This window comes from Vibrio lamellibrachiae (assembly GCF_050337265.1).
Taxonomy (GTDB): Bacteria; Pseudomonadota; Gammaproteobacteria; order Enterobacterales; family Vibrionaceae; genus Vibrio; species Vibrio kyushuensis.
Window position 1 is genome coordinate 243406 of sequence record NZ_JAKJSU010000005.1, and the last position, 26188, is coordinate 269593.

Below are 26188 nucleotides of genomic sequence, written 5' to 3' on the forward strand. Positions count from 1 at the left end.
AGATCACAAAACAGGGTGAGACCAAGTGCATAGCAATAATTCTTTTTTGCTATTTATAGAATCACTACTAAAGTTGAAGAGTTAGACAAAATGCAAAAAATTCACTAAGCGTCAGGCTCCTATATACATCATCTCTATATACAATAAGAAAGGCTTACTATCTCCTTGTGCTTCATACCTAGTATGAAGCATTCTTTTTTTGTAACGACACCAATTCAAAAATTAGTTTCAATTCCCGTTACTTAGATCATTACTATCTCAACCAAAAGTAGTAATTATTATCCACTATTGCCTTATAGAATCAGGGCAAATTCCTGCTCTTATGGCAGGTTGGTCATACAATCCAAAAATTCTGCGAAGAGTTAGAAGCAAATCGCAACAGACACTGGTCTTTTGTATACAAACTGAAGTATTATTGTTTATTAATAACATCAATATTTCCTTGGTTATCAATACACATGACAAGCCTTAAGAATTCAGTCAGTAAAAACGTTAAAACCAAAGTTGCAGGACAGACGCAAGATGACGTCGTCTACTGTCATATCTTTGATGCCATTTTGGAACAGAGGCTACCACCTGCGACAAAGCTGAGTGAAGAAGCCCTTGCCGACATTTTCAGCGTCAGCCGTACTATTATTCGTCGTGCTCTATTAAGACTTTCGCTAGAACAGGTCGTCGTTATTCGACCAAACCGTGGAGCTGTGGTTGCAGCGCCAACGGTAGAAGAAGCGAAGCAGATTTTCAAAGCACGTGAAATTATGGAACTGGCTATCACAGAGCTTGCGGTCGAGAACGCAACTAAGGCCCAAATTGACGAGTGTCGTAAACTGGTAACCAAAGAGAACGCTGCTTTTGATCATGGTGACTATGGGAGTGGTTTACGTCTCTCTGGTGAGTTCCATATTAAACTGGCTGAGATGGCTGAGAACGCTCCGTTGCTCGCTTTTCAACGCAGCTTGGTCTCTCAAACATCGCTGCTAATCGCGCAATATGAAACGGGCAGCCATTCAAATTGTTCCCTTGATGAACACTCGATATTACTCGATGCCATTGAGTCAGGTGACGTAGAAAAAGCCACAGAGTTGATGCAAGAGCACTTGGATCATATTCGCTCGAAACTTAATTTGGATAACTCTTCTACATCGAACGATCTGCACGTGGTTTTCTCCGATATTTTGAAAAGTAAGTAAGCCTTAAAGCTAAAAGCGAAACATAATTCAATCTAATATACCCTGCTGATGGCGCTCATCAGCAGGGTCCTTTGTCTCTAGTCCAAAAACCTATCCTAACTTCAACCACTTAGCTCTACTCATCTAAGAGCGCCTTCTTCGATACTCATTTATTCCTTTCGCACATGAAATCCCCTCAAAATTGCATACAATTATAAGTAACAACTGTAAATAATTTGCTCCTATTGAGTAAATTAATCTTGGCTACAAAGGTTCATAAAAACATAAGCTTACGATACCTTTGTAGTCAGCACGTGAAATTGCACACAATGCAATGTTGCATTATTGTAAATAATTAGTTGACCTTTGGGTCAGATTATCTAATTATTGACCATAAGGTCAGAAAATAATTTCAACTACAAATGTGTCATTGCACAAGGAGGTCTCTTGATTACTTTTCTACTCAATCAGGAAATCAGACAAGAAGAAAACTTGTCTCCCAATATGACGGTGCTGAACTATCTTCGCACTAAGATTAATAAAACAGGTACCAAGGAAGGTTGTGGTTCAGGCGATTGTGGGGCTTGTACCGTTGTATTGGGTGAATTAGTCAATGGCGAACTCGAATATCGTTCAGTTAACTCATGCCTTACCTTTGTTTCAGCACTTCATGGCAAGCAGTTAATTACGGTTGAAGATCTACAAAACAAAGACAAATCACTGCATCCCGTTCAACAAGCAGTCGTAGATTTCCACGGTTCACAATGTGGTTACTGTACTCCAGGTTTTATCATGTCAATGTTTGCACTAGGTAAAACAACACCAAATGCCAGCAAAGAAGACGTGATGGAATCACTAGCAGGTAATTTGTGTCGCTGTACAGGCTACCGCCCGATTGTTGATGCGGCGCTGTCGCTTTCAAACGAAAAGCCTCTTCTAGACCAGTTTAATGAGCTTGAACGAGTAACTATCGACAAACTAGTCAGCATTCAAGATCAAGATGCAAACTTACGCGATGGACACTTAACCGCTTTCTCTCCAAAGAGTCTTGATGAGTTAGCCAAGCTTTACCTTGCTCACCCTCAAGCTAAGCTTGTCGCTGGTGGTACAGATTTGGCTCTGGAAGTGACTCAATTCCACCGCGAGATTGAAACACTAATCAGTGTAAACCTTGTTGAAGAGATGAAGACCTGCGAAGAAACCGACACGGATCTTCTGATTGGTGCAAACCTTCCAATCAGCCAAGCATACCCGCTTCTTCACAAGTACTACCCAGATTTTGGTGAACTATTACACCGTTTTGCTTCGCTGCAAGTACGTAATCAAGGGACTATTGGCGGCAATGTTGCTAACGCCTCCCCCATTGGCGACACGCCGCCCCTTTTGATTGCTCTGGATGCAAAACTTAAGCTTCGCTGTGGTGAAAAGACTCGAATCATTCCAATTGAAGAGTACTTCATTAGCTACAAGGTTACAGCACAGCAACCAAGTGAGTTTATTGAACAGATCATCATTCCAAAACCGACTGATTCAAGCTTTAGAGCATACAAAGTCTCTAAACGTTTAGACGATGATATTTCAGCAGTATGTGGCGCATTTAACATCGCCCTGAAAGACGGCAAGGTTGTCGCGGCAAGAATCGCTTTTGGCGGAATGGCTGCAACACCGAAACGTGCAACGCGCTGTGAAAACTTATTGCTAGGAAAAGCGTGGAATTCAGCGAATATCGACGAAGCGATGGCGGAAATGAATAACGATTTCGAACCATTGTCTGACTTCAGAGCAAGTCAAGAATATCGCTCGTTAACAGCTGCAAACATGCTGCGTCGCTACTTTATTGAAACGCAGAATAAAGATAACCAAATCGAAACAAGGGTAACGTCTTATGTCTAACGCACACAACACTATGACTCACGAGGAAATGCTCGCCATAGTTAAACAGGATTTAAAAACTGGTGTAGGCAAAAGCGTGAAACACGATAGCGCCCCTATGCAAGTGACTGGTGAAGCACTCTACATTGATGACCGATTAGAGTTCCCTAATCAGCTTCATGTCTACGCTCGCCTAAGTACTCAAGCGCACGCGAAAATCACCAAGATTGATGTGTCACCTTGTTACGAATTTGAAGGTGTCGCAATTGCTATCACAGCTGACGATGTTCCTGGTCAGCTTGATATCGGCGCTATCTTACCCGGCGATCCTCTTCTTGCTGATGGCAAGGTCGAGTACTACGGTCAACCGGTCATCGCAGTTGCAGCATCAAGTCTTGAGCTTGCTCGTAAAGCGTCTCAAGCAGCCATCATCGAATACGAAGCACTCCCTCCTATTCTTGATGTGAAAGAAGCTTTGGCTAAGAAAAGCTTTGTTACCGAAAGCCACCAACAAAAACGTGGCGATTCAGACAAAGCACTAGCGAGCGCAAAACACGTTATCGAAGGTGACTTAGATGTCGGCGGTCAAGAGCACTTCTATCTTGAAACACAAAGCAGCAGCGTTGTACCGACCGAAGATGGCGGCATGATTGTCTACACTTCAACGCAAAACCCAACTGAAGTTCAAAAACTGGTTGCCGAAGTTATTGGCGTACCAATGCACAAAGTTGTTGTTGATATGCGCCGCATGGGTGGTGGTTTCGGTGGCAAAGAAACACAAGCCGCTTCACCAGCTTGTATGTCTGCGGTCATCGCTCTATTAACAGGTCGCCCGACCAAAATGTGCTTGATGCGTAATGAAGACATGAGCACAACCGGTAAACGTCACCCGTTCTACAACCAATACAAAGTAGGCTTTGATGACGATGGCGTTATTCAAGGTGCTGACATTGTTGTAACCGGTAACTGTGGTTACTCGCCTGATCTTTCAAGCTCAATCGTTGACCGTGCTATGTTCCACTCAGACAACGCTTATTACCTAGGTGATGCAACAGTAACGGGTCACCGCTGTAAAACGAATACAGCCTCAAACACGGCCTACCGCGGCTTTGGTGGCCCACAAGGCATGATGACCATTGAACATATCATGGACGAAATTGCCCGTTACCTGAAAAAAGATCCTCTTGAAGTTCGTAAGGCGAACTATTACGGAGAAGAGGGCCGAGATACTACTCACTACTACCAAAAAGTAGAAGATAACTTTCTTCCTGAAATCACTGAACAGCTAGAACAAAGCAGTGACTACCACGCTCGTCGTAAAGAAATTGCTGAGTTCAATAAGACAAGCCCGATCCTTAAGAAAGGTCTTGCGCTTACACCGGTCAAGTTTGGTATTTCATTTACCGCTACTTTCTTGAACCAAGCTGGTGCTCTAATTCATATCTACACCGATGGCAGTATTCATTTAAGCCATGGTGGTACTGAAATGGGCCAAGGTTTGAACATCAAAGTTGCGCAAATCGTTGCACAGGAGTTTCAAGTCGATGTCGAACGTATCCAGATCACCTCAGCCAACACAGACAAAGTACCGAACACATCACCAACCGCAGCATCATCGGGCGCCGACCTCAACGGTAAAGCAGCCCAGAACGCCGCACTAACGATTAAGCAGCGCTTGATCGACTTTGCTTCATCGCACTTTAAAGTTTCGCCAGAAGAGGTGGTCTTTAAAAACGGCATGATTCAAATTCGTGATGAAATCATGAGCTTCAACTCTTTCGTCGAGCTTGCTTGGTTTAACCAAATTTCACTATCAAGCACGGGCTTCTACCGCACTCCGAAGATCTTCTACGATCACGAGAAAGCAAGAGGTCGCCCATTCTACTACTACGCCTACGGCGCATCGTGTTCAGAAGTTGTGATTGATACCTTAACCGGTGAATACAAAATCTTGCGCGTTGATATCTTGCATGATGTGGGTGCTTCACTTAACCCAGCGATTGATATAGGCCAAATTGAAGGCGGCTTCATTCAAGGTGTGGGTTGGTTAACAACGGAAGAGTTGGTGTGGAACGAACAAGGCCGATTAATGACTAATGGTCCTGCGAGTTACAAAATTCCAGCGATTGCTGATATGCCAATCGACTTTAGAACGCATTTACTAGAAAACCGCAGCAACCCTGAAGACACAGTGTTTAACTCAAAAGCTGTTGGTGAGCCACCGTTTATGTTAGGCATGTCAGTTTGGAGTGCTCTGAAAGACGCAGTAGCCTCTGTCGCTATTGATGGCGCAATTCCGAAACTGGATACACCAGCAACACCAGAACGAGTATTAATGGCAGTGCAAGAAGTAACAAAGCCACAAGCAGCAACCGTTAACAGCAAGTCTGAAACGGCTTAGCGTTAAGGTTTAGAATAAAGATATAAAGAAACAAAGATATACCCAAAGTAATTGGAGTTGCAGTGAGGCAACAAGAGAATGAGTCCCCATGAGCATAGCTAGCCTATGTGATTGGGGCGAATAATCGCCGTTAACAAAGCTGCACCTTCAAGTACGAAATGTATCAGTGGTCACCTGCTCGTCCACCCTCTATACAGCAGGTCGGCCACTCCCTAACTCTTATTAGATTGAGAATAGTCGCATCGCTTTAGGAGGTAATGATGTTTAAGGATAATTGGATTCATGAATTAGCTAAGTTAGAAGAGAGCTATGAACCCTGCGTCATGGTGACGGTTCTTGAAGATCGTGGCTCTGTTCCACGTGATGCTGGTACTAAGATGTTAGTAACACGTGACAAACTCATCGCCACGATTGGTGGTGGTCACCTAGAACACATTGCGACCAAAATGGCGCGTGAAATGCTCATCGGCAGAGAGAAGTCTCTGAAGGTCGAGCGTTTTAATCTTGGTGCTCGTTTGGGGCAGTGTTGTGGTGGTATGGCGACACTAAGCTTCGAGCCCATTGGTACACAACAAAATCACCTAGTGTTATTTGGCGCAGGACACGTTGCCAAAGCGTTGCTTCATATCGTGTCTACCCTGCCGTTCCGAGTCACTTGGATAGACGAGCGCGAAGAAGAGTTTCCAGAAACACTGCCTCTAGGCGTGAAAAAACTGGTTTCTGACGACCCTGTCGGCGAAGTGAAACACATGCCACCGAATAGCTACTACTTAGTCATGACACACAACCACCAGCTCGATTTCGACTTAGCGAAAGCCATTATCAACCGTGAAGACAGTTGTTACTTTGGCATGATCGGATCACTAACTAAGCGTAAAAAATTCGACCACCGACTAGAGCAACGTGGTTACAGCCAAAAGCAAATTAATACCATGATCTGCCCTATTGGCGTCAGTTCAGTGACTGGGAAACACCCTGCTGAAATCGCGGTATCGGTTGCGGGTGAACTAATCGCACATTATCAAGGCCAGACGCTTGAACAAAAGCGCCCTGATATGCACAGTGAAAACAGCCTAAGCGAATCTCATATAAAAAATAAAATCGCTTAGATCTAAAGGCCATATTGTCTTTAGAGAGATTAAAAGGAAGTAATAATGACAACTCAACGTAAAGCATACCGCGCAAGCATTCTTCACAGCATTGCTGACCCTAAAGATGTCGGTATTGAAGATTCATACGAATACTTTGAAGATGGCATTCTAGTCGTAGAAAATGGTCACGTGGTTGACATTGGCGATGCTCTCGCTGTTCTTGAGCGCCAACCAAAAACGCTTCAAGTTAAAGAGTACAAAGATAAAATCATCACTTCAGGCTTTATCGATACCCATATCCACTACCCTCAAACGGGCATGATCGCCTCATACGGGGAGCAATTATTGGATTGGCTAGAAAACTACACCTTTCCAGAAGAGCGTCGCTTTAAAAACCCTATCTACGCACATAAAGTCGCCAATCTATTCTTTGATGAATTAGCGAGTAACGGGACTACTACAGCTCTGGTATTTGGTACGGTTCATAAAGAGTCTGTTGATGTCTTTTTTGAAGAAGCAGAAAAACGTAACGTTCGTATGATCGCGGGTAAGGTTCTCATGGATCGTAACGCACCCGATTACCTGGTCGATACGCCAGAGTCAGGTTACGACGATTCTAAAGAGCTGATCGAAAAATGGCACAATAAAGGCCGTTTACTTTACGCGGTAACACCTCGTTTTGCGCCAACCAGCACCCCAGAGCAACTGGCTACCGTGGGTAAACTGTTAGAAGAATACCCTGACGTATACATGCACACGCACCTTTCTGAAAACAAGAAAGAAATTGAGTGGGTTTTGGATTTATTCCCTGAGCGTGACAGCTACCTTGATGTTTACGACCACTATGGTTTGCTGCATAAACGTTCTGTATTTGCACACGGTATACATTTGTCTGATTGTGAATGCAAACGCCTTGCTGAGACCGATTCTGCTATTTCGTTCTGCCCAACTTCAAACCTATTCTTAGGTTCGGGTCTATTCAAACTTCCAAAGCTGGAAGAGCATGGTATTCGTGTCGGCATGGGAACGGATGTGGGCGCGGGAACCAGTTTCTCTATTCTACAAACTATGAGCGAAGCGTATAAAATCATGCAGCTTCAACAAGAGAAGCTTCACCCAATTAAGTCGCTGTTCTTAGCAACGTTGGGGGGTGCACGTTCACTTCACCTTGAAGACAAAATAGGTAACCTTGAAGTAGGCAAAGAAGCCGATTTTGTGGTACTTAACATGGACGCAACTCAACTCATGCGCTTCAGAATGCAGCAAGCGAAGAAGCTTGAAGAGAAACTGTTTGTTCTTATGAGCTTGGGTGATGACCGTACAGTCAGCGAAACCTATATTGCTGGTGAAAAAGCTTACGATGTGAATTTTGAACAACAAAAGAAGCTCGTTAGCTAGTTGAACTAGCAAATCCAAACCCAACAAAAACCGCTGTTCATCAGCGGTTTTTTTGATCTACTAATCAATTCTCATCTTTGAAATTTTCATTTACAATTTGAGGTGTGAATCGTCTCACAGAGCCATTTCGTTCGATAACCCTATAAAGTCAGCTGATATATTATGATCACCAATTACTTGGTTATTCGGTGGCGTCAATGGAGCAGTTTGGTTCAGATTCATCAATGGCAATCTCAGTTTATCTAGCGACACTGGTAATCACATCCATCTTGTACCCATTTATGGTGGCTGGTATCAGCCTCACTTTCTACGATAAAGAAAACCAAAGGCCATACATTGTTCGATTCAGTGCAATCTGGTTGGTTATAACGCTGACATTGATTGTTCTGCATATATATAGCCGGTTTACATAGTCGTACGTCGAAAACACCTCTGCTCTACCTAAATCCTGTGAACTGAACACACCTTTGCGTTTCACCAATTCCCTATCTAATCCCTCCCTAAATAGAAAAACCGCCAATAGAGGCGGTTTGTTAAACTGAGAGTAATTACCAAGCATATGAAGCGCCGACTCCTACTGATGTATCGTGAGCAGAAGTGGTTGCCACGTTACCATCAAGTACCCAGTTAGAACTTAGACGTTGAGCATAACCGACAGACAAAGCACCTTCTCCATCAGCAGCGCCAATACCAACACCAACTGAAGATACTTGACCGTGGTCTAGGTAAGGATGTGCAGCTGTAACAGCTTGATTAGATGCCATGACACCGTTAAGTTTTTTAGCTTGCTGTTCAAAGCTAGCGCGAAGATCGACGATGTCGTCTGCATTTTTCTTAACGCCCACGGCGTTTTTAGCTACACCGTCAGCATTATGGTCAATGTCTGTCATGTTAGTAGCAATCAAGCCATGACTAAGCGTGACATCAGCTTTATTTGTCTCTACCATTCCACGGGTTTCAAGCTCGTGATTCTGAGTTTCAATTAGTTGCCCTGATAGTTTTGCGTTATTTGTAGTAAGTGTAAGGTTTGTTGCCTCAAACCCCTTAGTTGTTACGTTACGCTCGTAATCGATGCGATCTTCAACACCTTTAAGGCTTTGAGCTACAGCCTCAAACCCATTAAGTGTTGTTGCAGCATTAGTTTCAATTGCCAATGCATTATCCTTCACTTGTACTTGTGATTTCACAACCTCGTTTAGCCGTGAATAACTGTCGTAATCACTTCCTGACTTGGCATAAACAGAAGGAGCAATAGCTAGTGCAAACAATGAAACTACAAAGGTTACTTTTAGTGCGTTCATATAATTCTCACTTAATAAATTTATTTTGATAGTTCAAAGAAATAATCTCAACCTTTAAAATTTGTAGCCGGCTTGGAGCATGGATATTTTCGCTGTCTCATCTGAGCTACCTTGTTGACGAAGATCCAGAGAGACGATGAAGTGTTTTTTAACGGTCATTTTTGCGCCAACACCAGCAAATAATGCTTCTGATTTTTGAGTTTCAGTATTGCCTGATAAATTTCTCTCTAATTTAGTGGCTCCAACACCTGCTGACACGTAAGGTTTCAATGTGATGCTGTTACTCATGTTGAAGGTATAACCTATATCCGTTCCAATCTGAGACGCGCCAACATCAATTTTCTGTGTATTCATTGAGCCGTCTAGATTCGCAGATATAATGTCTTCATCGCTCGCGCCTTGAACTGACAAAGATACGCCCACGATTTTGTTGATGTCGTATCCAACCGTTAGTGCGCCGCCGTTTACTTTCTGGTCATTTAGTTTCGGACTCTCGACATTCATTCCAGCGACGCCACCCTGAACATATACACCGCTTGTTTCGTCACGAATATCGGCCATTGCTCCACCAGAAACGAGAAGTGCGATAAGTGTTACTGCTTTGATTTGATTATTCATAATGTTTCTCTTTTTATCTTTTGTTTCGGTATGGTTGAAGTATGCGGCGAAAAACTTTACTTAATAATGAACAGTCGTCATGATTGAGTTCACCTTTTATTCAAGGGACGAATATGAAAGGAAGAAATTGATATGTCGGTAAACGTCATTCTCTTGCAGAGACTAAAACAAATTGAACATCTGTATGGCTATCAAGTGGAATCTAGAGTCACAACAGAACGCTTAAGCGAAGCACTTTATTGCTCTACTCGTAATATCGCTAAGTTAATGAAAACGCTTAGCAGCGTTGGATGGATTCAGTGGCAGGCAGGAAGAGGCAGAGGCAATCTGTCTAAATTAACCGTGATTCAGAGTTTCCATTCCGTTCTATCAGAGCAATTAAAAGAGATGGTTTCTCAAGGGAAAATCGAAGACGCTTACAGATACGCTGATACATTCAAATATACCCATGTTTTCAAAGTAAAACTTTCCGATTGGCTTGACGATACACACGAGGCATTTGATAAGCTTATCTCTCTCACGCCCTATACGTTACCCAAGCTTCATCCTATGCATATGGTCGATATCAATGCAGGGCTTTATGTCACAGCCATGTTCGACACCTTAATCACCTATGACAGTAACTTAGACAAGTTTATTCCACATTTGGCACATCAGTTTTATGTCGAAGCGAATACCTACTTCTTTCGCATTCATCCCAATGTCTATTTTCATAATGGTGAGCTGTTAACCCCTCAGCATGTGGCTAACAATATTCTAGAACGAGCTCAGCAGCCAAACGTAGCGTCACTTTTCTACAGGCATGTAGAGAACGTGGAAGTAAGGATGCAATGGGTAGAGATTACACTTTCTCAAAGTGACCCGTTGTTTCTTCATACGCTCGCGGATATACACTCAGCTATTTTCCTTGATAACCCAGAAAATGAAGCCATCCCCTTCGGAACTGGCCCCTATCAACTACAACATAGTGAGAAAGATCATTGGTCTTTAAGTAAATTTCAAACTTACTTTTCTCATAGTGGAATCATTGAACAAGCGGACTTCTGGGCTATAGATATAGAAGAAAACCCAACCTCCGGACATTTAGAGCAGGTCAATGATGGCTCACCTAAGAAGAGTGACAATGAGTTTACACATTGCGAACTAGAAGGTGCTGAATGCCTCTGCTTTCATCAACACTCAACCTCTTTGTCAATGGAAGAAAGAGCCTGGATAAAACAAAATATTAAAAGGATTTTAAAAGACACTCCCAATAATGATCCAGCCTACAGTCTACTCAGCCATACCGAAGTCATTGTCGAGGAAGAAATGACAGTTCCAGTATTGCCGAAACGATCTGTTTTGATTGATTCTTCAATTAGTCATGATATTCGTCAGCTATTTGAACAGTTACAAGCGCAAGGGTTGAGTATAAAATACGTCGATTCCACCGAGATTGAAGCGATAGATATTGGCTCTCAAGACGTTTTATTTGGAAATGACACCACATTTGATTACTTCTACTGGCTTTTAGTCAGCAATATGAGCCGTTCGGCGTTGGGGGAACAAGAACAAAAAACATTACTCGTTGAGCTAGATGATAAAGCCTCGCAAGATGGTTCAGCCCATAACCTACTCCCGCATCTCAATGAGATTGAATCACTCCTCGTTAATGAAATAAAAATCCTCCCCCTATGGCGCAAACATGTGACGTTTAAAACCCACGCGATGTTAAATGGAACGAATATGGACAAGCGTGGAGTCATGTCATTAAAAGACATATGGTTTGACCGAAGAACGTAACGTCTATCCGGAACGGCCAATGCTCCTCACGTTGGCCGTATTCAGTTTTATCACTGGCTATCGACTTTCTACAGACTTAAAGTCTCTGAAATTCTATTGTTTAACAATATCACCGAGTCGCCAGGTTTTATCAAACCAAGGCTCTAATGGCCCATAAGTACGGAATAAGATCATCCACGATTTATTCGGTATCGTCTGAATCCAATTACCCTCGTTTACACCTTCAGGCTGTATAGGTGCAAAATGGACAGTATACGAACCATCGTCATTGGGCTGTGCTACAAATCCATCTACGCCTGGCTTATTGATCGGGTTTTGTAGCATGGAGCGAGTCTGGATATCGTAGATAACAAACGACCAAAAGTCTTTTGCTGGAACGTTCGCTGGAATGGTTACTGCGTAGTGCTCTCCCCCATCAAAGTTGTCACCGTTATGGTCGTAGGTGGCGAACGCATACTTTGAACCAATACCAATAAGGTCCAGCGCCATTGCGGGAGTGACAGCGGTTGCTGGATAATGAAAATAAACCTGCGCGTCAAAGTCTTTATTACCTTTTTTCGACATGTAATCGTGACTAGGATTTCGATTAAATGGAATGTGCCATTGTGGGTTACCTTCATACTGGAAAAAATCGGAGTGCGGGCGTAACGTTAACGATCGAGCTTGTGCATTAGCAACGGCTGCCGCTTGTACCAGATCTACTTTTTCTTGGTCCATTGGTTCACCTTTCACGATACCAATATGCTCCATCACTCCTCTTTCGTGAGCAGAATAAAGCTCTTTAGGCTCTCTTTGAATAACTTCATTTAGCTCTACGTAGAAATGCTCGTCATTCGCATGAATGGTCGATACCGAGACGCCATTAGGGTTTATAAACTGCATAGGCTTCTGCTCGGCATTTACGTACCTTGCTTTAAAATGCGTTTTTATATTCTCAACCGCCGTTTGGTGCTCTCCACTTTGTGGGTCTTTAAATCCACGGCTAATGAACGCAAAGTTGTTCGATGGTGACGTAATCACATACGACTCGCCATAATGGTTAGCGAGCTGGGTTCGCTCTGCTAGATCGATATTACGGGGAACAACTACGTACACGCCACCTTTGCCTCTATCAGGCCCACTGCGCCCTGCATCTTCCATCCACTGAAAGCGAGCATCGTTAAACATGCCTAAGGTATTCGGTGGAATGGTTAGTTCAACAGGCGACTGTTCTACATTGTATTGAGCAAAGAAATAAACCGTATCAGCATTACCGGTTAGAAAGATGTTTTTGGCATCCATTAAATCTTCAAGCAGCAATACTTGATTGGGTTCAACTTGCCCCATATTCTTAAAGCCTTCCATCATTGAATAGATAGAAGCAGAAGGTATGTGCTCTAAAAACACCTGAGAGGCACGCTGAATACCGAGCAATTCATAAGCTCGTTCCACTGTGATCCGATCAGGGTTTCCATCTGTAAAATGAAACGTGCCTACAGAGGTAATGACCTCGTCTGGCGTAGTAATGTTATCTGGAACTTCAGTATATTGAGTGGAAGCAAATGCGGTTGGAGAAAGAGCCAGTGCGGCCAGCAGTAATCTTTTCATAACAACTCCGAAATGTAGGGAATTACGAACAAATAGATCATTTTGTAGGGCTTAAGTTTTCATTTTTGCTTTATTACAAAGCTGATTTATTTTTATCGTGTGATGACGATTCAGCGTGTATTTTCCGACTGAGTGAGTACAAATAAACACAATCCAAACCACAACAATGGCTTTCGTTAACATTGATTCTTCTCACTTTTTTCTGCTGGCTATTCACCAAGCAATCATTATTAAAACAGCAAAGCCGGAACAAACATCACCCTCTTCGCATTCAATATTAAGCACCCTATAATCCGATGACTAGGTATAACCGTTATTCCCTTTTTTGGGGTCTCCTATGCTTTGAACGAATTTACCGTTTTGTGGACAACGACGGGTTAACTACTTATTCCACCACCTTCCAAACATAAATATGCCCTCCCTCATGATTTACCATAAAGCGACAGCTAAATTAGAAAGAACGTAAGAACTGGCTGACCAGTGAGCCATTTCACACAAAGTAATTATTCGAATAATGCGCATTGAATTACATATGCAGATCACCTAAATTAATTAACAAGGCATTAACATCAAAGCCGCATTTATACGGATATAAGTGCGAAACGCTTGAGCAAGGAAAGCCGTATGAAATGGATAACGTGGTCAGCAGCAGTGGCATGTCTTTGGGTTAGCGCAATAAACGCAAGCTACCTTCCAGATAACGATATTGATCTTCACCTGCAAACGGTCAATAACATATCTACAAATAGTATTAGCGCTTGGATTACTGAATATGAAAGCCCTTTTTATCACTTCAATGCCAACTCGATCGGTGGGTTATCCGCGTATAGGCTTGTAAGCGCTGTTTATGAAGGCGACAACTTTGAAGAGTGCTATAGCAATAGCCCGATACAAATTCCCATTTATCAAGAGTCCTTAACACCTATTGGCGATAAAGAATTTATCATCGACGGATTAACTAAAGACACCAGCTACTGTTTGATCACATTCATCACTTATTCCTTCCAAAACAACGACGGGACAAAAAATGAAACCACAACCGGTTATGTGAATGTGCTTCACACTCAAGCCTATGAACGCATTGAGGTGGGCCGCATAGCGTCTCTAGAGGAATCCCTTATCCAACCAGAAACGTTCATAATAAAAATTGAATCGCCTACCAAGAATACTGAAGAGTTCCAGTGCCGCGTTGATAATCCACTTTGGTATAGCCACTACCAATGGCCTAGTATCCTTGCCCAATGCATTAACAATAACAGTCACATCGTTGAAGCGGGGCAGCTATCGGCCAGTGGGCATATAGAGCCGGTTACCTCATCTCATCTCAACGTGATATGGTCAAAAAACAGCGATTTAACCATCTCTCTAGAGCGTGTTAATTCCACCTACGCCTATACCGTCAATCATTGAAATAACACGAACAATGGCATTAATGTAAAAACCGCTGAATTAACAGCGATTTCTTCGTTATAGATATTTCGTTATGGAAAAATCACAACTTAATATCAGCAAACACAACATTAGCGAGTAAAGGTTATGCCAGGTAGTGCTTTAAGCGTTGTGATCGGCTAACCACGAGCCAGTCAATACAACATACTGCAATGATCGTCGCTCCCGCTAATGGAAAACACAACCCTAGAATAACCACCGTTCCAAGACCAACTCGCCAAATCCCATCTTGTTCAAAACGAGGGGGAACGCCTAACTTAGACACGCCAATTGGCCTTCGAATCCACCACATGATCCCACCGGTAATCGAAATTGCGATAAAGCCAAAACAGAACAGAGCATTGAGTAGTTTATTAACGATACTTGCGTCGCCCTGATGCAGTGTCACCCCAGCTGCCATTAACTTCGCGACCACACTGTAATCTTGCCAAGAGATATCCATCAACACATCACCTGAATATTGGTCAAAATGAATCGTACGATCTAAACGCGGATCATTTATATCCCCCGCCATCGAGTTTGCCGCCGCGGTAAATACCCCAGTTTCAGAACTCGGCAGAAAAACCTTAAAGTTAATAAGGCCAGCAAGCTTGGCTTCAGAAATAATCGAGTCAATAGAAACTGCGGACTCAACATTACTATTGCTCGCCATCTCATCTTCTTGGTGGTTGGAATGGTCATGAACGTTTGATTCAGGTAGAGGTGTTAACTCAAGATTCCAAGGCATCTCCTCCTCACTTCCATGGTTTAAACTGCTGTGATTTAAGCTGCTATTTTCTAAACTACTTGGCGTTACAACGAGTTTTGATACGTCAGACTCTGGCTTATCTCCCCATGTGTAATAGGTAGGAAAAGTATTCCAGCCTTGCACCATCTTAGCACCCCATATTCCGGCCCATGCCAAGCCCGAGAGCAAGAATAACAATAGGATTATCGATAAAGCGCCGCCTAAGTTTGCATGGATATCTCGCATTACGATACGTTTCCCGGCTGAAAGTCGTATTTGCATAAAGCCCGATTTAGAAGCATTGTCAGTCGGCAACCACAGATAGATGCCCGTTACGAGCAGCAAAATACTTAAGCTCGCCGAGATTTCTATCAAATGATCGCCCCACTTCCCAATCAAAAGCGTTCCATGAATATCGTTCGCCAATTGATACCAACTGTCACTACGGTCGATTTCCCCCAGTATCTGGGCTGTATAAGGGTCGACGATGACAAATATCGAACGGCCATCTTCAAGTCGAATGCTTACCCTATTTGCTACGTCAGCATCATGAGCAGCAACAAACTGAGTGACCGATGCATCAGTATAGAGCGTTCTTACCGCTTCAATTTGCACCGAAGCTAACGTTTTTTTTTCCTGTGGTTCAACGGACAATATGTCTCCGTATCGAACGTATTCTATTTCATCATCAAACAGCATAACCAACCCAGTTAGGCTAAGCATAAGCATAAAGGGGATAACGAATAGCCCCATATAAAAGTGCCAACGCCAAGTAAGAAAGTAGCGAGATTTAGCCTGCTTCTGGCGAGTTGATTGAGGTGATATTTCCATTTGTATTGTCTGAGTTTGACTATCCAACATTGCATTTTCCTTTTCTGAATGCAGCCCAGTCCCCCTCATCAAAATGAAGAGAGATCGGTACCGCTTCTGAACTTTACTTATTCAGTAACTTATTGATTTATTATTTGTTTTAGTAAGAATTAAGAAAGATGGACTATTGGAGGGGCTCTTGTAAAAGCCAGTTGGAATCGAACATTAGGAACAAAGTAAGAATAAATTTCTAACGATGCGAAGATCTGTCTCCCTGAATATTGGAGAGCAGATATAGAGTCTTGATGTAAACGAGAGAAATGACTGAAGGGACAAGGTTTACTGTGTTGTGTCTCAATTTTCCCTTCTTCAACTTGAACCAGTTCAAACCCATTTAGAGTACACAGCGTAGCCCAAACGCCAGCGCTTGCTCCATGAGCATTAATGACTGGCATTAGACTTACAAGCAGCCAACTCAGGACACTTGCAATTAGCATTGATTGATTGAACTTAGTATCGCGTATCATTCACACCTCAAATAAGAAGACGAGAAAATACAACAAGTAAAAGACAATTACCTCCCCGACTGACGAGTAATCCAACCAAGATCATAACTTTTTAGTAACAAGCAAATTAAAAAGTACTCGACGCGTCAATTGATAATGAGTATCATTAATTATGTTATAACATAACAATTGCTGGAGGGAAAAATGAAACCGGGAATTCACCCCAATTACCGAACCGTTGTATTCCATGATACGAGTGTCGATAAATATTTTTTGGTCGGTTCAACGTTGGAAACCACACGAACCATTGAGTGGGAAGACGGCGAGACCTACCCATATATGACAATTGAAGTCTCTTCGGAGTCACACCCTTTCTACACGGGCAAACAACGAGTTGTTCATCAAGAAGGCCGTATTGCGAACTTTAATCGCAAGTTTGGTGCATTAAGCACTAAGAAATAATGGAAGAAAACATATGAAAGTACTCAGTTCTTTAAAAAGTGCGAAAGCGCGCCATCGTGATTGCCAAGTGGTTAAACGCAAAGGTCGAACTTACGTTATATGCAAGACAAACCCACGCTTTAAAGCGGTACAAGGGGGAGTGAAAAATAAAAAGTAGCCACAAAAGGTAAACCGCTGATAGCCGGCGGTTTACCTTTAGGTCAATAACCTTTCTTTTATTGAGTCACCCCAGCAATTACAGCGGGGTCATCAGTCACGGTTGGCATAGCTCCTATGTCAGCACTGCCTTGAACCGATGTCGGTACATCAACGGCAGGGTCAGCAAGAGTTAGAGCTGAGCACTGTCCAGACACAACTTGCATTGTTTGCTCTATTTCAATCGCTTTCACAACGTATTGATTCGAGCTTCCCATTCGCACTCCATCAGCGATAGAAAAGTCTGGTCGATATTGACCATCATCACTATTACTCGGAATCCCCCATAAATCCCCATTGCCACCATAATTAATCAAGAAGGTTTGACCGTCGTAATCTCCTGCATTACCACTACGATCTTTTGCATCAGAATGTTGATAGGCCAACTGTAGCGGTCGTTCAAAGCTAACTACATCGCCCGAGCCATCTTTTACCGTTGACAATTGATTCCATGATTGTAAGCCCGTTTCCCAGACATAAAACTCAGTGGTGATTGACGGATCGTAAATATCCCATGAGTTACTCACAGTGCCCGAAATCATAGGTCCACTTCTTACACCCCAGCTGTGTGGTGTAGAGTCAATATTAGATTGTGACAGTGACGCGTTATAACGTACAGGCTCGCTGCTTGTTACGCTAACCAAGGTTAATGTGTTACCCCCCGATGTCGCAAACGTAAAGTAATACGGGCCGGAACCCGTTTCAAATGGACTATCATTGCCACTAAAGTCAGTTAAATCACTCAAATCAAATGTTCCAATAGGACAATTATCATAACAAGTCAGTGTCACTGTACCTGAGTTTAGTAGTTCACCAGAGCCAGTTTCGCTGCCATTGATAAAGGTTTGTTCGTAATAGGTGAGCGAGCTTTGACCATCCAGATATTTCACCTCTCCGCCGAGCTGCTCCGAATACATATACAACGACTCGTTGGCATTAATTGGAATTTGAACCGGCGTTTGTGATGTGACGGTTGAGCCATTACTTCCCCAGGAAAGCTTGCCTGTTTTATAGAATCCATCAGAGCCAACACCGTCGTCGGCAGCGGTCATATAGTTCACAACCCACTGGTCGTAATTATTATCTGCAAATATTGCACTATCCCAGTAAGCGAAACCAATCCCTCTAGCACTACTTAACGCCAGTGTTTTCACCGTATTTTTGATTAACCGCCCCGGGGCATTCACATAGGTGTACGAAGTTTGAGTTCCGTTTTCATCTCGGATTACCGTATCCCCGTCCGACAATGCTCCGTCTGTCTCCGTCCAAGCTCCCCAATAACCTATGTGTCCGTAACTGTCGTAGCTTCCGTTGTTATCACTATCGTATTTAATCGAAAACCCACTGTTGATATCAATTTGAGCTCCCGATGTAGCGTTAAATAAATCATATCGATATGCAAAGCTGTCGAAGCTAGTACGGCTTAAACACTGACCACTATTGCTGCCCGACTTATACGGTAGATCTGCAAAGTCACCACTAACACTCTGAACCAGTACATGTGTTGAGTTAAACGCCAGTGCATATGAAGTCTGTCCGTTTCCACCTCTATCAAAACCCGTTAAAGCAACACCGCTAGACCTATCGCTTGCCATAACAACACTGGCGCTTTGAGAGTAACTGTTACTTCCCTGAGTGCTCGATTCATACAAGGTGAAACCAATTGAGCCTGGAATAGTATCAACCGTAATAACCTCCCCTCCTCCATATTGATTACCAGAGGTGAAGTTATCAAAGAAGTCGAAGTTAAACGTGAAACTACCAAATGGATTATCGCTCGAGGCTCCTTCAGAAATCTCCGCTTTAAACTTGATGGCCTGTTCACCGTCACCACCGGACATTTCTGGTAGCCAGACATTGATCATAAGAGGTGAAAAGTCGTTATCACGGGTAACCGTAGAAATGGCCTTCATGTAGGTAGTTGTATTACTAGCCCCCGATGACTGCCCAGATGAGCCATCGTCCTCTTCATCAAAACAAGCCGCTTCATCGGCAAGAACGGAATACGCGCCTTCGTTAACAAATTCAATGCTATTGAACTGCGCAGTGAAACACAAAATACTGTTCACCAAATCAATCGGCTCTAATGCCGCGTTCCATACATGAGAATTGACCTTAGCATTGGTGTAGTCTGTTCCTGAATCATTAAATGCAGCGTAAGAAAATAGCGGTGTCAACGCGCAGATTGCAACAGTTATATTAGTCAGTTTCATTGGTCACTACCTCCAGTTGTTCTGGTAGTTGTAATGAGGATGTAGATGTAGCGCTTGCACCATCACTATCGCTGCATGCACTAATTCCAACGATAAGACATAGAATGGATAGGTATTTCAAGAGAGGATGAATCATATTGCCTCCTGACAAGAGTTCTAAAATAAGCCACCACAGTCATTGTGGTCTTAACTTAACAGTAGAGAACTCTGTCTCAGGCGTTATAGAAAAATAGAATATGCTTAGACCTAAAGCTTATAAAAACACAAGGTACGTTGAATTAAATGATTAAGCTCATATATTTAGTCATTCCAACTAAAAAGACATCTATCATTAATTACAACAAAAAGCAGAACTGAGATCACATAATATTCGATATTCATTCGTACCAAACAAAAAAGCTAACCTAATGGCCAGCTTTATTGATCAGTTGATACGGGTGTTAAATGAGGGATTATCGACCGAGCACTTCTATGTTGCGGAAGTTCGTCCAATCCTTTAATGACTCATCGCTGTCTGAATTACCATTACACACGAAACGAACAAATCTCGCTTTTAATGAGCCTAACGGATACGCCACCATTTCATCACTTTTGCCTTCCGTCCTAATGCTTAATAGAGCATCAAAGGTATAACCATCTTGACTGGTTTCAATATCCAAGCGATAACTACGCTCTTGTCCTTTCATTTGCGCAAAGCGAACAGAATGTACTGTCGAAAGTGACTCTAATTCAACGGTATAAGTGACACCTTGGCCCTTGGCTGACCACTTGGTGCTCATGTCCTTGTCATAGCCATGCGAAATTTTATCTATCCCGTTAGGGTTTTCTGCACTCGCTGTTGCTCCAATAATTTCTAACTTAGTATCATTGCCATTGTCGCAGCTACGGAATATAGGTAGTGCTTTTTGGTCAAACTCCTTTAGAGATGGGAATAAATGCTCAAGGCAACTTTCCTTAATGCCAACCCAGTTCAGAAGCGATGCATGAAAAAGATCGACACTCATTGTTGGTACAACACGACCTCTTGTCATTAAGTCTTTGCTGCCTTCAGCCAGGTTCGGCCACTCGCCAAGAACACGATCACCCAATACATCACCACCTAGAACCATTTGGCAGTTACCCCAGCCATGATCAGTGCCTGAACCGTTTGGCTCAAGGGTGCGGCCAAATTCAGAGAAAGTGAACGTGGTCACAGAGTCCATTAACCCGCGGCTCTTTAATTCACAATAGAAATTCGAAACCTGAGATGCCAGTAGACGCAGTAATGCACCTTGGTCCTCTTTTTGTGATGCATGGGTATCAAATCCACCTAACGTCACCGAGAAAAACTGTACAGGATGATCGAATTTATCTCTTGAGTCCAAAAGCAAAAGTACTGTTTTTAACTGTCTACCAATTGATGTCTCAACATTAAAACCGTAATCATCCCCTTCATCAAAAATCTGCCCAAATTCGTCAAAATTGTTCTTAGCTTCATCACACATCTCTGCATAATACTTCTTGAACAGAGAGTCCTTCGTGGCGTGGCTACGACGAAATCCAGCATACAGCTCCGCGCCATGTTCTTCCAAACTCATTGCTGGCGGTAATGATGTCCCGATTCTATTCGCTGATTTAGGAAGGCTATTGGTCCAAACCGTTTGAGATCCAACTTCAAATAATGGCGGTAACTCTTTTAATCCGTAGCTGTTATCTAAAATATAGGCAGATAATCCCCCCCATCCCTGATTACCAATGGTTTCTCGAGTATTGGTTTGAGTAATCGTACTTTGATGATTGTGAGAAAAAATATGTATCGGCTTAAGATCATCAATATGAGTATCAGGCTTCCGTTCTTGCGTTAAAGGGCCAACATTAACGACAGGCAGCGCTAATCCATCATCAAATAACCATTTGAGATCGTTAAGCTCGGGCGAGAGCCCTAACTTTGCATCGTCACCTAATAGCTTCAGACAAGACACTTCGTTGTTTTCGAACGCGAGACTACCCCGTAACGCTTTGTATTCATTGTACTCTGTATCATTTTTTGGGATAAAGCAGTTAAAACCGTCATTCCCTCCACCGAGGTTGATACCCACCAAAGCTTTATGTGCCATGTCGTTATCACAACTTTCCGAAAAAGCATGAGCCATTGGTGAAGAGAGGTTCAGTGCCGCTATACCTGCGGTCGATGCACTGCCTTTTAAAAATAAACGTCTTGAAACTTGCATGGTTCTTTACCCCTGAGTCATGAATTCTGGTGACATTAGCAACTGAATGAATAGCGCTCGAAAATAACCGTCTCGGCGTGGCGCCGACTTCAAGAAATCAAACACGACATCTTTAGATTCTTGACTCATATTTGAAGCGAAAAGGTGCTTATTTATCTCCTCGATCAACTTCTCGTTATTTTCCGTATCGTAGAAATGGGTGCTAAGAGAAGGTCGATTCATGTACATATCAACACCATCGTGTTCAAGCTTCACCGCGAGGGATGAAACCTGATTGTAGTAATGATGCACATCATCCCAGCTGTATAACTTAAACTCAGGTGCAGCAATGCCTTCAAATCGCTCATCATTCGGAGCTTCATCCGGTTGGTAATGGTAAAAGACGCTCGGCCCATCAAGAATAAATCGGCGATCTGACCATGAGAATGCGTTGGGTAGAATCTCTTTACCCGACTTAAGTGTGACATTCAATGCTCTAAGAGCATGGGAAAGGGTAATAAGGGGATCGCGGATAAGACCATTCGTTCGATCTGAACGAGTGTAAGACGCTTCTTCATCATTTAGGATGGCTTTGATCAGCACTACCATATCAAGATCGCTGTTACGAAATGCTGATGCAACACGATAGATATACTTTGGTGAAGGATTAGAAGTGACCATTTTCTGGATAAAGAACTTCGAAATAAATGGCGCTAGATTATCGTGTGTACAAAGAATATCTAGAAGTCGGTCTAAGTCCTCGTCTGCACTAGCACCTTCTGGAAACTCATAGCCCAGAATATTTTTTGAGCGCGTATTATGAGCACCCACTTTCTCAGACATTGGGCGCTCCCAGTCGCCACTATTTAGTGTCCAGCCAGTCATGACTTTCGCACCCTGTTCGATGTCGTCTTGTGTGTATGAAAGCACTGGACGACCATCACTCCCCAATACAACATTACCATACATATCTAGCTTTGCCGGGCCGATGGTAAACAGTTGCATCAGTTCACGTGCAAAGTTTTCATCGGCTGCGACGCCTTCGGCATAGTCATTATTAAGATACGTTAGGTACTGCCCCATCATTGGGGACGTTGCCATGGTCTTTAATAAGGTGCGAAAATTATCGAAACACTCTGAGGATAAATTGTCGTAATACTTAGCGAAAGCAGGACGAATATTGTTATTTTTCAACACCGTATTGTTTTTACTCACCACAAACAGCTGAGTCAAAATATAGCTAATTCTATGACGAAGAATATCATTATGATTAAGCAGAAGTGTAGTGTAGCCAATATTAAAGTGGACGTCTGTCCACTCTTTATTCGGATGCGATTCTTTAATCTTGGTTTGTTGGCTAAACAGTGAGGGCTTCCAAATACTCACTTGTTCATCAACCCAGTTATCTATACTTCCCGCATCAATAATTCTAGTAACATCATTATGATTAAATCCCATCGTTGCTTGTAACAGCACTTGATGAGCTTTTTGTTGTTCAATAGTTTGCATTCGATTTCCTTGCTAACTTGAGTTCAGCAAAAAAATATACCGATGAAATCATATGATATGCGCAATGCGTTATAAAACCTGAAGTGTTATTCCAATAATAAAACTATTTACAAAACCATTACTTAGCTCAATTAAGTAGCATTGACACATTGAAAATAAGCCCGAGTACACGCCTATAACCCAACTTAAAACTCAAACAGGGGCATCATGTCAAATCTGCGCTAAGGCTTGTTAGGCAGCTGAAAAAACCGCGTTAAAGTGTTCTGTATTACGCAAGTTGCCCATAGATAAAAGCAAGCTCTGCGACAGTTTTGGCCGAAAATTTCTTTAATAGGCTCGCTCTGTGTACCTCAACGGTTCGCATCGCAATACACAACTCATCAGCGATTTTCTGATTACGCTTACCATCAATGATTAATCGAAGAATGTCTTTTTCTCGTTCGGTCAAAGATTGGTACGCTAACAAGCTTTGCAAACGATCTACTTGAGATTGAGACGCTAAAAAACCCTTCTCTATCGCTTGAGTAAGATCCGCGCCCTTCACTGGTTTTTGAAAGAAATTCACAGCTCCTGCCTGTAATGCATCGACCGCCATTGGAACGTCGCCGTGGCCCGTTAAGTAGATAACCGATAACGGGCTATTCTGCTCAAGAAGGTACTCATGAACCTGCTGTCCTCGCATCTTCGGCATTCGGCTATCCAGTATCACGCAGCCTGCTTGACCTATATCTGCTCCATCCAAAAAGCTCGGCCCATCAACAAACGAAGACACTCTATATTCATGCTCTTCCAACAAAAATGTCAGTGAATCTCTTATAGATTCATCATCATCGACCACATAAACGGGAAGCCTAGTGTCTTGCATTATGTAACGTCCTTATCAGTTCGAAGTGCTGGAAGTGTAATCAACGCCTTACAACCTGTTGGCAGTATTGAGGTTAAGTCGAGTTGACCATTGTGGGCATCAATCACATCCCGACAAATAGCAAGGCCTAACCCGAGTCCATCATCTTTCGTGCTCATAAATGCTTTTTCAAGTTGGTCATGGTGCTGAGGTAACCCTACGCCGTTATCGATTATTTCGATGATGACGCCACTCGCACTATATTGAGTCCGAATCTCAATCGTGGGCTGAAATTCTAAAGGCGCTGTCGAATATTGGTGACTCATGCAAGCATCCGCGGAATTATTAATGAGATTTACAATTGCCTGCTGTATTCCAATTGGGTCTATCCAGATCTGGTATAACTCGCCTTCACGATTTCTCTGTATAGTAATATTTTGCTTAGATAAACGAAAATCAAGCAATTCGATGGTTTCGCTGATCAGTCGTTCAAGATCGGTTTCTTGTTTTTCTGACGATCGTTTTTTGATCATCGAACGCAGCCTTTGAATAATTCCATCAGCTCGATCTACCTGATTCTGAATCTTTTCGAAAATAGGGGCTATTTCTTCAGCTGGTTTTTGCTTAGCAAGACGAAGTAGACCGCCCTCACTATAATTCCTGATGGCGGCGAGTGGTTGGTTTATTTCATGAGCAAGGCTACTGCCTAGTTCCCCAACGACTGCGACTCTTTGAGAGTGCTCTAATAACTCACTTTTTTCTTTAAGGCGATTCTGAGTTTGCTCTAACTGCTTTTTACTTCGACTGAATTTAAATTCCAGCCAAAAGTGATACACATTTAACACAACGACAAGTACGAAAAATGCCCATGCCCATTGTTGATTATATCGAAGCCAGGTTAATGCCTCTTTCCACCACGGTTGTTGTAATGGGTGTATGTCTAGCCCTTGATACAACTTATCGATCGCAAGCAAACTGACTGGAGATGTCCAACCGGTAGCCTTAGCCGCTAACGCCGCGTCACTGCTGCTCGGCATAGAAAAAAGCGCCTGAGCAACTTGCTTCGACACTAGGCTTGATACACGACCTGTATTAGCAAACGACCAATTAGGATAAAGTGGCGTCGAGACGAAGCAACCAAAGCCATCCGGCCCTGAACTATCGATTACTCTAAACTTATCGCCTGCAAGTAACCCTTCTGAAATCATATTTTCTAGTAAGCATACCGGTACGATTGCCGCATCAACATTGCCATCTCGTAGCTGATACAAACTGACATCGATTGGGAAACCGAGGAATTGGGTATTAGAGAAATAGCGCTGTGGATTTAGCCCTGCGTTCATCACTTCATATCGCATTGAAAGGTAGCCACCAAACGCATTTTCACTGACAGCAGCAATCGATTTCCCCTGTAACTGCTCTAAAGATATATAGGGTGAGAGACGCCTTACTACTAATGCAGAACCGATACTATTGGTACGATTCACCGCGTTTTTAGTCGTCATGGTCGCTAACCATGAGAGTTCATATTGACGCCCTAATTGTACCGCCTGACCCGGATTTGTGATGATGAAATCTACCTGACGGGTTTTCACTGCCTCTGCCATTTCTTTTAGCGTTAATGGCATCAATTCAAAATGAGTATTTGGAACTTGATGGGTTAGCCAGTCCATGGTTGGTTGCCATCGATGTTCGGCATAAAGACGTCCACGGATAGCTAATACACCAACGTTAACGACTGTTTTTCGTCTGGTGATCACCGTCTCCCCATCAACCGTATTAGCGTTCAGATCGTGTCTAACCACCGCTTCAGGGTAAACATTGGCGCTAACTTTCAGCTCTTCTTGGCTATCAACTTCATTGGCCGTAGCCGGTGCAACAGATGGCCCAGACGCTAGAACGCCGCCAACAGAGCAACTCACCATCAACATCATTAATCGAACGAGGTTACTCACTCTCACCATTACTTTCATGAACTCAACCCACCCTACGCTTACCTATAGCATAACAGCTCGATTGGTGAATCCGCATTTGTTCTAGATCAAGCTAGCTCTGAGTATGTGGA

21 protein-coding genes are annotated in these 26188 nt (G+C 42.9%); 10 read left to right on the forward strand and 11 right to left on the reverse strand.

Annotated elements, in window-relative coordinates:
- The first annotated feature begins 458 nt into the window (after positions 1–458).
- The 6 genes from L4C54_RS06695 to L4C54_RS06720 all read left to right on the forward strand — a co-directional run bounded on the left by L4C54_RS06695 (position 459) and on the right by L4C54_RS06720 (position 8344).
- Complete coding sequence (locus tag L4C54_RS06695; RefSeq protein ID WP_428807561.1) at positions 459–1190, forward strand: GntR family transcriptional regulator; 732 nt, start codon at positions 459–461, stop codon at positions 1188–1190.
- A 426-nt stretch (positions 1191–1616) separates the two neighbouring features.
- Entirely contained in the window at positions 1617–3062 is a 1446-nt protein-coding gene (gene xdhA / locus L4C54_RS06700) for a xanthine dehydrogenase small subunit (RefSeq protein WP_428807562.1), read from the forward strand.
- On the forward strand, positions 3055–5442 hold the full coding sequence (gene xdhB, locus L4C54_RS06705; protein ID WP_428807563.1) for a xanthine dehydrogenase molybdopterin binding subunit: 2388 nt from the start codon (positions 3055–3057) through the stop codon (positions 5440–5442). The genes xdhA and xdhB overlap by 8 nt, the downstream gene beginning before the upstream one ends.
- A gap of 260 nt (positions 5443–5702) precedes the next feature.
- The gene (gene xdhC, locus L4C54_RS06710; protein WP_428807949.1) at positions 5703–6551 is read left to right on the forward strand and encodes a xanthine dehydrogenase accessory protein XdhC; all 849 of its coding nucleotides are present in this window, start codon (positions 5703–5705) and stop codon (positions 6549–6551) included.
- 45 nt (positions 6552–6596) lie between these two features.
- Entirely contained in the window at positions 6597–7931 is a 1335-nt protein-coding gene (gene guaD / locus L4C54_RS06715; protein ID WP_428807564.1) for a guanine deaminase, read from the forward strand.
- Positions 7932–8128: 197 nt separating this feature from the next.
- On the forward strand, positions 8129–8344 hold the full coding sequence (locus tag L4C54_RS06720; RefSeq protein ID WP_428799963.1) for a hypothetical protein: 216 nt from the start codon (positions 8129–8131) through the stop codon (positions 8342–8344).
- A 135-nt stretch (positions 8345–8479) separates the two neighbouring features.
- Here the strand turns inward: L4C54_RS06720 and L4C54_RS06725 are convergent, their stop codons facing one another.
- Together L4C54_RS06725 and L4C54_RS06730 are read right to left on the reverse strand one after the other, a co-directional pair.
- On the reverse strand, positions 8480–9232 hold the full coding sequence (locus L4C54_RS06725) for a YadA C-terminal domain-containing protein (protein ID WP_428807565.1): 753 nt from the start codon (positions 9230–9232) through the stop codon (positions 8480–8482).
- A gap of 54 nt (positions 9233–9286) precedes the next feature.
- Positions 9287–9850, reverse strand: a complete 564-nt coding sequence (locus L4C54_RS06730; RefSeq protein ID WP_428807566.1) for a porin family protein — start codon at positions 9848–9850, stop codon at positions 9287–9289.
- Between the two features lie 132 nt (positions 9851–9982).
- On the opposite strand from L4C54_RS06730, the gene L4C54_RS06735 reads away from it, so the two are divergent.
- On the forward strand, positions 9983–11632 hold the full coding sequence (locus L4C54_RS06735; RefSeq protein WP_428807567.1) for an SgrR family transcriptional regulator: 1650 nt from the start codon (positions 9983–9985) through the stop codon (positions 11630–11632).
- Between the two features lie 93 nt (positions 11633–11725).
- Here the strand turns inward: L4C54_RS06735 and L4C54_RS06740 are convergent, their stop codons facing one another.
- The gene (locus L4C54_RS06740; RefSeq protein ID WP_428807568.1) at positions 11726–13219 is read right to left on the reverse strand and encodes a DUF1214 domain-containing protein; all 1494 of its coding nucleotides are present in this window, start codon (positions 13217–13219) and stop codon (positions 11726–11728) included.
- Between the two features lie 624 nt (positions 13220–13843).
- Between L4C54_RS06740 and L4C54_RS06745 the strand changes: the two genes are divergently transcribed.
- Positions 13844–14629: a hypothetical protein gene (locus tag L4C54_RS06745; protein WP_428807569.1), complete on the forward strand. Its 786-nt coding sequence runs from the start codon at positions 13844–13846 to the stop codon at positions 14627–14629.
- Positions 14630–14753: 124 nt separating this feature from the next.
- Here L4C54_RS06745 and L4C54_RS06750 read toward each other — a convergent pair whose 3' ends face one another.
- Positions 14754–16256, reverse strand: a complete 1503-nt coding sequence (locus L4C54_RS06750) for a PepSY-associated TM helix domain-containing protein (RefSeq protein WP_428807570.1) — start codon at positions 16254–16256, stop codon at positions 14754–14756.
- A 119-nt stretch (positions 16257–16375) separates the two neighbouring features.
- Positions 16376–16732 (reverse strand): hypothetical protein, encoded by a 357-nt coding sequence (locus L4C54_RS06755; protein ID WP_428799956.1) that lies wholly within the window; start codon positions 16730–16732, stop codon positions 16376–16378.
- 183 nt (positions 16733–16915) lie between these two features.
- Here L4C54_RS06755 and L4C54_RS06760 point away from each other — a divergent pair, with 183 nt between their 5' ends.
- Entirely contained in the window at positions 16916–17173 is a 258-nt protein-coding gene (locus tag L4C54_RS06760; protein ID WP_428799955.1) for a type B 50S ribosomal protein L31, read from the forward strand.
- A gap of 13 nt (positions 17174–17186) precedes the next feature.
- On the forward strand, positions 17187–17330 hold the full coding sequence (gene ykgO / locus L4C54_RS06765) for a type B 50S ribosomal protein L36 (protein ID WP_428799954.1): 144 nt from the start codon (positions 17187–17189) through the stop codon (positions 17328–17330).
- A gap of 58 nt (positions 17331–17388) precedes the next feature.
- Here ykgO and L4C54_RS06770 read toward each other — a convergent pair whose 3' ends face one another.
- The 6 genes from L4C54_RS06770 to L4C54_RS06795 form a co-directional block, all read right to left on the reverse strand.
- A complete protein-coding gene (locus tag L4C54_RS06770; protein ID WP_428807571.1) occupies positions 17389–19581 on the reverse strand; it encodes a hypothetical protein in 2193 nt (730 codons plus the stop codon).
- Positions 19568–19717, reverse strand: coding sequence for a hypothetical protein (locus L4C54_RS06775; RefSeq protein WP_428799952.1), 150 nt, complete (start codon positions 19715–19717; stop codon positions 19568–19570). Before L4C54_RS06775 ends, L4C54_RS06770 begins: the two co-directional genes overlap by 14 nt.
- A 316-nt stretch (positions 19718–20033) precedes the next feature.
- Complete coding sequence (locus L4C54_RS06780) at positions 20034–21791, reverse strand: DUF1501 domain-containing protein (protein ID WP_428807572.1); 1758 nt, start codon at positions 21789–21791, stop codon at positions 20034–20036.
- Between the two features lie 6 nt (positions 21792–21797).
- The gene (locus tag L4C54_RS06785; protein WP_428807573.1) at positions 21798–23279 is read right to left on the reverse strand and encodes a DUF1800 family protein; all 1482 of its coding nucleotides are present in this window, start codon (positions 23277–23279) and stop codon (positions 21798–21800) included.
- 268 nt (positions 23280–23547) lie between these two features.
- Positions 23548–24144, reverse strand: coding sequence for a response regulator transcription factor (locus L4C54_RS06790; RefSeq protein ID WP_428807574.1), 597 nt, complete (start codon positions 24142–24144; stop codon positions 23548–23550).
- The gene (locus tag L4C54_RS06795; protein WP_428807575.1) at positions 24144–26096 is read right to left on the reverse strand and encodes a sensor histidine kinase; all 1953 of its coding nucleotides are present in this window, start codon (positions 26094–26096) and stop codon (positions 24144–24146) included. Before L4C54_RS06795 ends, L4C54_RS06790 begins: the two co-directional genes overlap by 1 nt.
- Positions 26097–26188 lie beyond the last annotated feature (92 nt).